Consider the following 12,662-nt stretch of genomic DNA (forward strand, 5'->3'; position numbering starts at 1 on the left):
TTTGCTAAGATTAGTCATCGTTGTACCAGTTGCGCCAAAAAGCTCTATTTGTGGCTTTAATCTTTTAATAGTGAACAAAGCCCAATACAGTAAGTCTTCATCATATAAAGATATCGAGTTAATCTGCTGATTAGTACAACCTTTTTTCGTTGAAATGGCTATAACACCTCCTGTACCGATACAAGTAACCATTATTGAGTTTTCTTCGATGATTTGAGACTTTTGAGAACTTAAACCATATTCAGTTAACGAATCTTCCGTATCAAATACAAATACCTTATCGTGCATATCTGGTGTTTTGTAAAATGGGTACTCCCCATCATGATAGGCTGAAACTTTAAGAGATGGTGTCTTACCTGTCGTTATTTTACCTAAGCCATTTAGACTTACCTCACTCCAATCAGTTGGCATGCCTTTTTTAAAGTTACTTTGTTGCCAATTAGGGAAACGAAAACGAACGAACCACTCTGTATAAATTTCTGTCGCCATACGTTCTAAAATATTAATACGTTCTTTATTAATATCTATTAGATCATCATAGGTAGCTAATATACCTGCTATCTTTTTTTGTCTATCTAGACTAGGGACGGTTATAGGTAAATTACCAATCATTTGTAGACTTAAAAACCCTTGTGCAGAACCACTCTTCATTACATCTACCGCAGATTGAAAAATATTTGAATTCATATATAAATATAAATATTTAGGTAGTATGTTTTCTTTAGATCTTAGAATAGCTACACTACTCGAAATACCAAACCTATCCTTTGTTCTAACTAAATATGGAGTTCCAATACTACCAATGATACCGAACACAATGTCTTGGCTCATAGGTTTGAGTAATGATGATTTACCTACAAAGTTTTTTTCATAATCTGATTCAGATATATAGTCAACTTTTGACAAATCTAACCCGTCAGGTTTGAAATTTTTAGATGTAAAATACTGAACCCCAGAACTCTGACGCTTTATTGAAGTATGGATACCATCGCCTATCAGACAAAATTCTTTCAACTTTTTAAAATTAGTTATCATAACTTTTTATCCCCAATATTTGATTTATATTCGTATTAAGGACACTTTCCAAGTGTTTAGCCTTCTCATTTAAGCCTAAAAGCTCATCACTCATTTCCTGAATGTATTCTATGAACTCTTCTTCAGTACGACCGTCTTCTTCGATCACCACACCAACATAGCGCCCTGTATTTAGCGAATAATCTTGTTCCTTGACCTCTTCAGGCGTAGCAAGTTTACACAGACCCGTTACGTCTTCATAACGTGCTTTAGGAAAGCGTTGTTGCAGCCACTCTATATGATTAAAGTAGTATTCAGCACGCTTTCTATCATCACGTATGATTGCTAACAGCTCCTTTATGGCTTTTATTTCAGCAGCTATAACCGTTAATACTTTCAAAGCAGTGTCTTTTTCTTTGATCAGCTTTTTATCATCAGCTTCCTTTGCATCAGTAAGCTCTTGACGGATTAGAGCGACCTGCTCTTTATTGGCTTTTTCCTTTTGTCTGATACCTTTATCTAGTTGCTTATTATTCTCTTGGAGTGCTTTGAAAAACGGTCTAAAAGCCTGTAAAAAACCTATCTGGTCAATATTTAGGGCATCAATATCTTCATTTGTAATCTGACTCATATCATGAGTCTCTAGATAAGCTTGATACTTACATTGCAAAGGTGACAGGGCATGCCAATTGTCATTTAGCATATCAACAGTTGCTTTTAGTGCTCTATCATCTGCTACCACAGCTTTGAGATGCTCAATAGCAGGTTCGATATCAGATACTGTTTCCTTCAGTATTTGCATACCAAGGCTAAAGTAGCTATCTATTAAAAGGACATATTCCCGACGACGACCTTTATGCAACTTGCCAATCATCGCTATATTTTGGATTTGCTCATCAGTAAAATCGCGGTGGGTCTTATCTATTTGTCTGAAAATATTACGGGTATCAATGAAAAGTATGTTGTCGTCAGTTTTGTTTTTATCGAAAAACCACAGCGTAGCTGGTAAGCTCACGGTATAAAACATATTTGATGGCAGTGTTAGCATGCCATAGATAAGATTATCTTCGATAATCTGCTTACGGATATCTTCTTCTGCATTGCGAGCATCAGAGGCAGAGTTTGGCATCACTAAAGCAGCACGACCGCTGTTTCGTGCCTCAGCTTCTGTTTGATTTTTTAAAGATGTGGCAAACAAACTAATCCAAAGATAGTTTGCATTCGTTACTGTTTCATCTTTACCATCTGTTTTTTTATTTTTGGTCTTTTTTCGAGGTAAGCCATAAGTATTAAACCGTTTATCATTTTCGACAGTAGCAATTGCCACATCATCAACATTAAATGGTGGATTCGCCATGATAAAGTCAAAGTTCTCATAGCTTTCAAAAGGATCTTCTGAATAACTGTTGGCCTGTTTAATCTCTCCTCTAAGGCCGTTGACGAATAAGTTCATCTTAGCGAGCTTGACCGTATCACGGGTTTTCTCTTGACCATAAACACTCAAATCTATCGTACTGTCTTTTTCTTCAAGCTCGCCGTGTGCTTTAAGCTGATCATTACGATGCTCAACGAAATGTAATGATTGAACGAACATACCACCTGATCCACAAGCAGGATCATATACCGTCCCATGATAGGGCTCTATAACCTCGACCATCAGTTTAACCACAGACGTAGGCGTAAAGAACTCGCCTCCTTTTTGACCTTCTGAGAGCGCAAACTTCCCTAAGAAATACTCGTAAATACGTCCAAAGACGTCACCACTAGCATCAGTTGGAATATTAGAAAAGCTTCTCAGAAGACCTTTTAGAGCTTTCTTGCCTTCTTCTAAACGACTAAACGCAGCATACTCATCTTTGGGTAATACATCGACGAATTTATCATCCTTTTTGAAATTTTCTATAGACTGCATAGCATTTGAAATTTCAGTCGCTAAATCTGCTGATTCTGGTAGCTCTAATAGGTATTTGTAGCGTGCTTTAGGTGGTAAATAAAAGCCACAATGCTTTATAGCAATATCCTCAATATTTTTAGCACGGCGAGTACCTTGTAACTCTTCAAACTCAGCTAGGATCACCTCCTCATAAGCCGCATACTTGTTGTCAGAGAACTTCAAGAATATCAAACCTAAAACAGGCGTAGCATATTCGTTAGGTTTAAGATCAGTATTGGCTCTCAGGGTATCTGCTGCTTCCCAAAGCTGGTCTTCTAGTTTTTTGATTTCTTCTAGGTTCATAAATTTTCCACAATTAATTTTATATGCCTTGTTGAGGCTAATAGGATTGAGAGCATTAAGTAGCTTAAGGTAAAGCTACTCACTGATTGCTACGACCGCTTTATGACTTTAAGCCCCAAAGCTCACTTCTTCTTTGTTCATGCTCTAACAAAAGCTGTTGAATAGCTTTTTGTGTTTCCCTGCTTTTATCAACAATGCTAACAGCTTTTTGCTGTTCATCTAAAGTTGGTAACACAACAGGTAGTGTTTTTAACTCTTTTAATGAGATGTTGGGAATACTGGCACCCTTAACCAAGCTACTAAGTTGTACTTGCCCTAAGTCCGATTTTAAATATGCATAGAGAGCCTTGGCATCGATTAGATTAGTATTAACTCTAAGCACGATTCCAGATCTGTTTGCCATCCAGCATCTATCACCTTTGGTTGGTGCATCTTCAGGTACAATGCCGACCTTTCCAGCAGAACCTTTTAAAATTAGAATAATATCATTTGGCTGCAGAATACCTGACTGGTTTTTATTGAGTTCTACCTTAGATACTTTAACTTCTTTGGTAGGTTGAGTTATGTCGCCAATTTCATTTAACTCATTAGCACCCACCTCTAAAACGATGTGATCGCCTTCTTCAGGCTTAAATGGCAATCCACGCTCAAAACGTACAATATTATCAAGTATAACGGTTTTAGAATCATCTAGGATACTCGCCGCCGCCTTCTCTTTTACATCTAGTATATAGGCTGAAGTATCTAGCCCATATTCTTTAGACCGAAGTAGCTCTTTATTCACTGAAACTGCACTTGTCAACTCTTCATCGGAATTAACATACTCAACAATTTTATCAATATCACTCAAACTTATGAGTCGTCTAGTTGTCTTTTCAACAAACTCATCACCTGTAATATCTACGAACCTTACCGATTCATTGTTACCATGTGGCTCAATTACTAGTAACGATGTCTTAACAAAGGTGCCAGTCCAGATACCTGAAGGTAATGATATGACAGCCTTAAGCATACCTTTATCAACCAAATACTGTCTTAAATCTCTTTCCATAGTAGAGTATAAAATACCCTCAGTAACGGAAGCGACAACTACATCCTGACACTGTTTAATCAAATGTAAAATATTAGCTGACTCAATTTTTTTTGTTTGTACAACAAACCTATCGTATCCATCAATATTATCAGAAATGTGCTTTGGCACTGCTGCTCCCATAGGAGAAAAACTGACACCGTAATTAAAATATCGCAATTCGTTTTTTGAAACACTGTAGTAGGGCTTTTCAAGAGGATTGGAGTAAGAGACTTCAAACCTATTGTCACTTATTATTGAAAAAGCATCAGCTAGCATACCCGAGTAATTTACGGTTTCGTAATAAACAGACTGCGACTCTTCGCTCGCTATAACGCAAAAAGGTAATGATGCTGGTGCGGTTGCATAAATTGTTTTACCTTCTTTAGCACCTAACAATGCATTGGCTAAAAGCGAAACGCTTAACTCTGGTAAAGTTGCACTGCTACTTGAAGCATTGTTGATTATCGTATTTATTAGTTGCTCTGCTGTTTTGTTTAGAGCAACCTCTTGATATTTGGATAATATTTTTATGGCACTATGTAGCAGCGGTAAAGGAAGCTGTTCTAGACTCTCGTCATATGAGAACAGCCTCCGCACCTGCGCATCTTCGCTTACTTGTAACGCTTTTATCAGCTTCAACCATTCTCCCTTATATTCTGCAAGACTTTCATCTAACGTAATACCATCAGGAAGTTCATTGTTTTGTGATAAAACCAACATAACTATTAACTTTGATACAAATTCATCATCTTTTCTAATGCCATGCTGATGCATCAATTCATATAAGTCTTTGATAAGCTTTTGTGTAGGATTTTTTTGCATAAACTTTTAGTACCTTGTTTGATTAAATTCGGATGAGCCGTTCAAAGATGCCGCTTTTCTGCTATAGCTATCTAAACTATAAGTAGTAATTAATGTGTCATTCTCTGACACAACAACCAAGCCACCTCTGCTTTGGATTCTCTTTAAAATCTTAATAGCTGACTTAAGCTCTTGCTGATTAAGTTCTTTACCAGAGCTAACTTTTTCATAAAAGCTTAGTTCCATCTTAGTTTCTCCCACTCTGTTTCAGATAATAGCCAAATTGCTTTAATAATTCTTCGGTGCGCTGCTTATTAAGAAATACTTTATCGCCATTCACATCACCAAATGCCATCACAATATCTAACTCTGCTTTACTGATAGAGCGTTGCTGCATACGTGACTTTAAGTGTTTAGAAGCATTCATAAGTTCACCTTAATTTGTATTTGTTTACCTGATGACTTATTAAAACATGAGTCACCTTAAAAGTAAATACCTCTAACATAATATTTTTAATATACTTATATTTTAAATAATAATAAATTGAAAATTACAAGGTTTAGCTATATTGATGTGCATTCTGTGATTAGTAAAATACCCCAGAAACGAACAAGCCCCTGCTATTAAGCAGAGGCTTGTAGTTATTTATACTGAAGTAATAAGATATGAGACTAATGCAGTAATATCATCGAACCTTATTATCAGAACGTTCGCGATCAATCTTTGGCATGGAGGAATTTAGCTTACTTTCTGTCATTCCATGTTTGTAAGCATTGTACTGCCATAATACAAACATTTGCTTGTATTGACGGTTTTGTTCCTTAAGTTCTGCAAGCTCTGCCTCTAAGTTAGCAATTCTTGAAGCTGCTGCATTTAAACTAGCAGGCCGAGGTTTATTAGGTACTTTTCCTTTAATAGCATCTTTTTTAGACTGATAGGCCGCTGTAATAGCCTCGTGAGCGCTTAAAGATTGTCTTGTAGGTATCTTACCTACAAGCGGGGCTGCTTGCTCGCAAATCGCAGCCCACGTTATTTTAGAATCACTCCAACCTCTGATCAGATTGACAATAGCCTCTATTTCTCTCTTATTTAGATGTTTAGCCAAAACCGCCTCCAAGTATATCTGTCAAATCCTCTAGAATTGATGCTTCTTTAAATTCAACATCATTCTCAGCAACCATAGGTATAGATTTTTTTTCAGCTACTCGACGCAATTGACTAAAATCATTGCCACGAAGCTTTACTTGTGCTCCATCTATTATGCTTGGGTTCTCTAAGATATAAATTAGATCACGAAGTCTAGTTGCTGTTTTTATATGATGGTTTAGCCATCTATCAGCACCCATATCACCTTCTTTAACTGCTTGCTCAGCTTTAAATAGTATCTTCTCTACTTTATCAAGACGTTCTTTCATACGAGCCAACTTAGTTGCATCGCCTTTGATACATACTTGCTCAGTACAGTTGATACAATCTCTGAATTTTTCGCACGGACTCATCGTGAAGTCGTGTACACAGAACCCATACTCAGTAATATGTGCAGCAGCTTGCTCCAAAGTATTGAACTCTTGAGTAGTGACTGGTAAATACTTTTCTACTTCACCTACAGGCCCAAATAATGCCTTTGATGGATCAATCCTCTCTGCCATTGCAACCATTTCATATTCAGTCATATGATTGTAAGTACGATTCTGTTTTACATCAGCCCTACCAGACCATTTAGCTATCTCTAGGTTAGATAAACCACCACGCTGTGCAATAGTATTTAGTAAGTGGCGTGCTTGATGTGATGTGACTTTTAATCGTTCACCATCATTGTCAAAATACCCATACCTATCAAATATATTCTTATGCTTATCCCCCAAAGCTGGACGAGTCCCGATATCGTTGTTAAAGAAGGTTGTATCGGGCTTTCTAAGCTCCGTAACTAAACGCGATCTATTGCCATGAAACTGATTAGCATTCAGCGCAAATAGAGCGTTGGAGAACTTAATACCTTTATCTTCATCAAACCACGGAAAGCTATCAGGCAGACGTCCCTTCACATGTCTCCATAAACTGTTTAAAGTATTCATACCATCATGATGATCAAGACCTCTATCATTCAGACTAGAATAACAGACGTCTTTCGTATGATAAGCCAACCCTAACGCTTGACAGGCTTGTTCCATCGTTAATGGCTTATCATCAGCTACATTCGGACACCCTTCATGACGATAAAATTTATTAGGATTATCTTCTATCCATTTAGCTAGCTTACGAGCTTCAAAAGATAGGTTTCTAGCTCTATCAATTGCGATTTTGGCTGTCTCTACCATGACAGTAGGTATCCACTTAATATCTCCTTCATAGCCTTTTCCAGCGAAAAAACGCCATCCATAACGCTCTACACCTTTACTATCTTTTTCGAATACTTCACAGTCTACTGGTAATGCCAATACTTCAGCTATTCGAGAGGGTGCAGACATTAACATTGCAAATATGCATGTTGTAAAAATATCTCGCCCTTCTACAGGGTTGCTAGCGAATATCTCAGCCAATGCGTTGAGAGCAGTTTCATTAGGAAGTTTTTTTTCTCTATTTTGTTTTGCTTCTTTACCAGTTCTTGTAGTGTCTGTTGGACGAGAGATAGGGTTATGCCATGCTTTCAAATCTGCATTAATGAGATGATTGTCAGTTACAAACTCAGCGAATCTTTGAACCTCTCTTCCACAGGCATAAGCAGCACCCTTACTGTAATAACCCCTTGCCAATGAAGCAGCTTCATCTAGGCAAGTAAGAGATAAACCTGTGATAGATGCTTCACCATTTACTTGAATGAGAGCTGCCTCTAATACTCGAAGCGCTTTAAGCTCATTTTTAGTACCAGTAGGTTTATGACCTTGTTGATAACGAAAATATGCCTTGGCGAACTCCACAAAGCTTTCATCCATTAACTCTTCTTGCTTCGGCTTACGTGTTGTGACACCAAGCTTTGCAAATACAGCCACCTTTGGCCAAATACAAGCATCCCAATCTAAATCAGCACCAAATACTGTTAAGTCGTTGCGGCATTTGCTTATAAAAATATCTAAGTTAGCAGCGGCTGTTAATTCTGCTTTAGACTTAAACTGAAAAACATCAGGCATGATCGAGACCTCTTTGCTTATTAATTTCCTCACGACGCTTTTCGCAGCGCATAATGACGTCAGCTACCGCAATGATACTTCTATCTAATATTGCTGCCACTTCTATATCACCTGTAATATCTTTAACTCGTTCTCGCTCTTGAAGTAAGTCCTGATATACCTCTCCATGAGGTCCATCAAGCCAAGGTTGAAAGTGAATACAGGTATAACAAGGTATAGGGACATTTGCCCCGCAAAACCCATGCTCACCGCATGTTCCAACATTAGAGCCCTCTTCAGTACGAATTCTGCTACTTGGATTATTACCACGTTCAGCATCGTTCTCGGAATCAACTAATACACCCGCAAAAGCTTGAGCATAAGGAGCAAGTTGAAACCCAACTGCTGCATCTAATCGCTCTACATGCTCAGGGATGTTCTTAATGTATACACCAGCATTTTGCGTATCACTATGATCTAGTAGTTCTGCTATGATTAGCTCGCCAAATCCTTCACGAGCTGCTCTAGTGCCTGTAGTGTATCTAAACCTACGAGCATTGATAGACAATTCCTCACCTGTTCTTTCTGATTTAATATTTGAAGCAGCAACAACGAACTGTAAAGTATCGGTCACTTTAGCGGATGCAATATGCAGTTTGTCGCTCGTTAACAAGGCTCTAAACTCAAAGAGTGAATCTACTTGTCCAATCCTAAAGTAGTCGGGGAAAAGAGGCACTTCCAGGCAGTCGTGTTCCTTTAATTTGAGATCAAGACTCTCTTCAACTATCGAAATAGCATTTTTTGCTTGAGCTGATAGAATAGCCCACAACTCTTGTGTTACAGCAAACTGTTTAAACTGAGTTCTAAATCCCTCGCCATGCTTTGCCCTAGGTACATTCACTGTATAATAAGGTTCACCTCTCTTATTTGTCCCACATATAACATCTATTACTTTTAGATGAGATATTTGAATTGGACGACGACCCGTGTTACTTGTAACAGTTGAGATTGCAAACTCATCAAGTGTAATAAGGTTTTTTTCGAACGCAATAACAGCCCCCTCATTAAAAGCCTTTAGCTCATTATCACTTAACGGGCCTTCATTAGGGTCTTTACGCTTAACAGCATCCCCTTTTCTATTACCTTTAAGTGTCCAACCATCAAGTAATCGAATTACATCTTCATCAATGCCATCATAACCAAGCTCATACCACTTTCTTAAGAAACCTCTAATTGTGCCCAAGTACCATTCATGAGAACTGCTTAAGGAAGCTCTATAATTAATCAGCATAATGTCGTTAATTCTTGAAGAACCTGTGATTCTAAGCATATGATTGAATCTAACAGCTATATTATACGTATGGCTAGCTGATAAGTTAGAAGCATAAAAAGCTAATACATGAATAAAACTATTTAGACTTTGCTCATCCAAATGCTCATAAATTAAATCTAAATTAACACTACTATTCTTATCTAGAATCCATTCTCTTTCCCAGAGATCAAAAGAATAACCTTTTGTTTTTGCACGGACTTTCTTATTTATTTTAGATGGCTCTTCTTCAATATTATTAACAAAATCAAAAGCTAAGTTGTTCATCTTACAATCCCTGTTTTGGTAGTCTTGTCCCACTATTTGATTGAAGTGCTAATGCTGCTTTTTGCGCTTGCTCTTGAACAAACCTTTTATTGTAATGAGTTGATGTACCAGAGCCTTGCTTCCATCCCATTACATAAGAGCGGATTTGATCTTGTTTTTCCTCACTTATAGGTTCGTCCATTGAATCCATTTTTTCTGAAAACTTACGATTCCATGTATGGCGAAGCTTATGACCTGTTAACTCGTAAAGTTGAGGAGCTACAGACTTAACTATATTAAATATTTTATAGTAGCTAGATTTTGATATAGGCTGCCCAATTGTTGGCCCCTTCTTGTGAGTAATAAACAAAAAATTATTTCTTTTGGCGTTAGTGACTTTTCGCCTGTCTCCAGCAATATACTCATGAAGCTCTTTACTAAGTAACTCTCCAAGAGGTATGGTGCGTTCTAAAGTCTTGGCATTAGGTTCTTGTATTCTAGGGTCGTCCTTCTCGTCAGCCCGTCTAACAATTTTCAATTGGTGCTTAGCAAAATCAATGTCACTTATTCTTAGATTAAGCAACTCTCCACCTCTAATTCCAAGATAATATAAAATTAAGATCATTAGTCGATTACGACGTTGCACTTGCTCACCAAAGGGGTTGTGTTCTGAACCTACCTTTATTATCTCAAACAAGGCTTCTAATTGAACCTCATCAAGAGACCTATCCTGATCACGATTACGACCTCTTTTTACGGGTCGTCGTGATTTTATCTGTGTTTCTACTCTTTTTATTTGTCTTGCTTCAACTGTACTTGGTAATTTAATTAAATGATTGGCATACCAACTTATGTATTGAGCGATAGTAGTCAATCGCATGTAATGAGTTATTGAGCTAACTACGCCTTCATCAGCTACCTTTGAAAACCTTTGCTGAGTAAAGTCTCGCAAATCGTCTAATTCATAAGTTTCAAATAAGTCTCGTCCTAGAATCCTTTCTTCAAGATTGATATTTCTGTCTTCTAGGAATCTAAGTAATATTGCTATATTGTTAGCTGCTGACAACATAGTTGAAAATGAGTCTGACTTATTACGAAGTTGGGTCGTGATGAATAAGTTAGGGTGATAAATAGGTAGCTCTGTTACTCGATCAATTACTAAGCAGTAACGTTCTCCACTACTCATTGAAAAAGATGTTGTTCGGAAAGAATTACTCATTAATGCACCTCAATACTTTACATAATCACAAAGTACACTATATCTAGTTGAGACTCAATATATACTTTACGTTTTTTTCACTCTATAGATAAAGGAAAACCCGCTAGTGGCGGGTTTTCTAGAACATATATTTTACATTAAAGTCTAAGGTATATCCTAGAACGGAATATCATCATCTACAGGGCCATCTGGCATTGCTGTAGGCTTAGATTGTGCAGGTTTCTGTGCTGGCTGATTGAACTGGTTTTGCTGAGCAGGCGCTTGATTATTAAAGCTATTCTGACCACCTTGAGCCGCTGGTTGGTTGTAGCCGCCTTGATGTGCCATCTGCTTATTTGCTTGCTGACCAAAGTTGTTCTGGTTGTTTTGGCCACCTTGATTATTATAGCCGCCACTCTGACCTTGGTTTTGACCACCAAAGCTATCTCCACCCTGACCGCCGCCAGTTTGACCATCGAGCATCTGCATTTGTTCAGCACGAATCTCAGTAATATAACGGTCTTGACCACTTTGGTCTTGGTATTTACGTGTACGCAAACTACCTTCGATATAGACCTTGCTGCCTTTGCGCAGGTATTGCGCTGCGATTTCGCCTAGACGGTTAAAAAGTGCGATACGATGCCACTCTGTCGCTTCTCTTTTTTCACCGCTTTGTTTGTCTGTCCACTGCTCTGATGTCGCAACCGAGATATTGGTTACGCTACCGCCATTGCTGAATTGGCGCGCCTCAGGATCTGCTCCGAGGTTACCGATGATGATAACTTTATTGACTCCGCGCATGATACCGTCCTTTTACTTATGAATAATTTAATAAACTGTTTTAATCGTTATCTGATAGCATCATTTGATACTATCAATTGTATAATTTTACTTTAACCAATTTTTATCGAAATATCTATAGGCTACCTATGGTGCACGTCAGTCTATGTCGCTTAGATACACTATCTAGGTATGCTAGTCGATATTGTGGAGTCTAATAAATAATAGGTAATAGATAAATAGCTGCTATTTTGCCATTTTAAGACGCTGAAGACCACCATCTACCTTTATCGATATTGCATAGCACCTTACTTATTATCAAATGATTTAGAAATTTCTAGTTATCATCAGAAGGCTTACGATGCATGCTCAATGTCACGCTACCCAGCTCTACGCCAAATTTTTTCATCACTGAGCGATTAAGCATGACATTCTCATTGATAAGATACATCCAATCATCGAACGTTACTTTGTAGGTTTTGTCTCCAACTGGCAGCGCTAACAAGTAATTCCAGTGCAATGTATTGCCAACCACTTTCCCTGTTGCCTCGCCAATAACATCACCTGCCGTCCCCTTCCAGCTACCGTCTGCTTGCTTGGTCAATCGCCAGATACGCTGAGATTTCGTGCCATCTGCCCACGAGAACTTCTCGTTTAGGACAATGACATCATCTCCCTCATGGGTTGCATCAATGTCGACATAAAAGCGTTTTTTGACCTCACCATTTCGACCTTGGAACATACCCCAACCATCAATTTGACCCGAAAAAAACTCATGCATGTCGAGCGTTGGTGTGGTGTTCTGATACGCCTGAATATTTTGCGTAGCGCAACCAGAGGTCAGCAGTATGGCCAATAGACCAAGACCTACGGTTAA

At 38.1% G+C, this 12,662-nt stretch carries 11 protein-coding genes; all 11 read right to left on the reverse strand.

Annotated elements, in window-relative coordinates; translation table 11 throughout:
- A partial coding sequence (locus CXF61_RS04815; protein WP_165597362.1) for a restriction endonuclease subunit S occupies window positions 1-1,035 on the reverse strand: 1,035 nt, incomplete at its 3' end.
- A complete protein-coding gene (locus tag CXF61_RS04820) occupies window positions 1,025-3,250 on the reverse strand; it encodes a type I restriction-modification system subunit M (RefSeq protein ID WP_165597363.1) in 2,226 nt (741 codons plus the stop codon). The genes CXF61_RS04815 and CXF61_RS04820, both read right to left, overlap by 11 nt.
- A 100-nt stretch (window positions 3,251-3,350) precedes the next feature.
- Window positions 3,351-5,144, reverse strand: a complete 1,794-nt coding sequence (locus tag CXF61_RS04825; protein WP_165597364.1) for an N-6 DNA methylase — start codon at window positions 5,142-5,144, stop codon at window positions 3,351-3,353.
- Window positions 5,145-5,150: 6 nt separating this feature from the next.
- Entirely contained in the window at window positions 5,151-5,369 is a 219-nt protein-coding gene (locus CXF61_RS04830; protein ID WP_165597365.1) for a hypothetical protein, read from the reverse strand.
- A 1-nt stretch (window position 5,370) separates the two neighbouring features.
- Window positions 5,371-5,550 (reverse strand): hypothetical protein, encoded by a 180-nt coding sequence (locus CXF61_RS04835; RefSeq protein ID WP_165597366.1) that lies wholly within the window; start codon window positions 5,548-5,550, stop codon window positions 5,371-5,373.
- Between the two features lie 259 nt (window positions 5,551-5,809).
- Complete coding sequence (locus tag CXF61_RS04840; RefSeq protein WP_165597367.1) at window positions 5,810-6,229, reverse strand: hypothetical protein; 420 nt, start codon at window positions 6,227-6,229, stop codon at window positions 5,810-5,812.
- A complete protein-coding gene (locus CXF61_RS04845) occupies window positions 6,222-8,252 on the reverse strand; it encodes an integrase (RefSeq protein WP_165597368.1) in 2,031 nt (676 codons plus the stop codon). Before CXF61_RS04845 ends, CXF61_RS04840 begins: the two co-directional genes overlap by 8 nt.
- Window positions 8,245-9,828 carry a site-specific integrase gene (locus CXF61_RS04850; RefSeq protein ID WP_165597369.1) on the reverse strand — a complete coding sequence of 528 codons (1,584 nt, stop codon included), beginning with the start codon at window positions 9,826-9,828 and terminating at the stop codon, window positions 8,245-8,247. Before CXF61_RS04850 ends, CXF61_RS04845 begins: the two co-directional genes overlap by 8 nt.
- Window position 9,829: 1 nt before the next feature.
- Window positions 9,830-11,026 carry a tyrosine-type recombinase/integrase gene (locus tag CXF61_RS04855; protein ID WP_165597370.1) on the reverse strand — a complete coding sequence of 399 codons (1,197 nt, stop codon included), beginning with the start codon at window positions 11,024-11,026 and terminating at the stop codon, window positions 9,830-9,832.
- A gap of 156 nt (window positions 11,027-11,182) precedes the next feature.
- Window positions 11,183-11,806 carry a single-stranded DNA-binding protein gene (gene ssb, locus CXF61_RS04860; protein WP_165597371.1) on the reverse strand — a complete coding sequence of 208 codons (624 nt, stop codon included), beginning with the start codon at window positions 11,804-11,806 and terminating at the stop codon, window positions 11,183-11,185.
- Between the two features lie 316 nt (window positions 11,807-12,122).
- Window positions 12,123-12,662: DUF3833 domain-containing protein (locus CXF61_RS04865; protein WP_227526601.1), on the reverse strand; the 540-nt coding region annotated here is incomplete at its 5' end.

The sequence above is a fragment of the Psychrobacter sp. 4Dc genome, from assembly GCF_002836715.1.
Classification (GTDB): Bacteria; Pseudomonadota; Gammaproteobacteria; order Pseudomonadales; family Moraxellaceae; genus Psychrobacter.

Bases quoted from the DNA above. Each gene is read 5' to 3' on its own strand.
- CXF61_RS04855 (WP_165597370.1), bottom strand. From the start codon at position 11,026: ATGAGTAATTCTTTCCGAACAACATCTTTTTCAATGAGTAGTGGAGAA.
- ssb (WP_165597371.1), bottom strand. From the start codon at position 11,806: ATGCGCGGAGTCAATAAAGTTATCATCATCGGTAACCTCGGAGCAGAT.
- CXF61_RS04845 (WP_165597368.1), bottom strand. From the start codon at position 8,252: ATGCCTGATGTTTTTCAGTTTAAGTCTAAAGCAGAATTAACAGCCGCT.
- CXF61_RS04835 (WP_165597366.1), bottom strand. From the start codon at position 5,550: ATGAATGCTTCTAAACACTTAAAGTCACGTATGCAGCAACGCTCTATC.
- CXF61_RS04820 (WP_165597363.1), bottom strand. From the start codon at position 3,250: ATGAACCTAGAAGAAATCAAAAAACTAGAAGACCAGCTTTGGGAAGCA.
- CXF61_RS04825 (WP_165597364.1), bottom strand. From the start codon at position 5,144: ATGCAAAAAAATCCTACACAAAAGCTTATCAAAGACTTATATGAATTG.
- CXF61_RS04830 (WP_165597365.1), bottom strand. From the start codon at position 5,369: ATGGAACTAAGCTTTTATGAAAAAGTTAGCTCTGGTAAAGAACTTAAT.
- CXF61_RS04850 (WP_165597369.1), bottom strand. From the start codon at position 9,828: ATGAACAACTTAGCTTTTGATTTTGTTAATAATATTGAAGAAGAGCCA.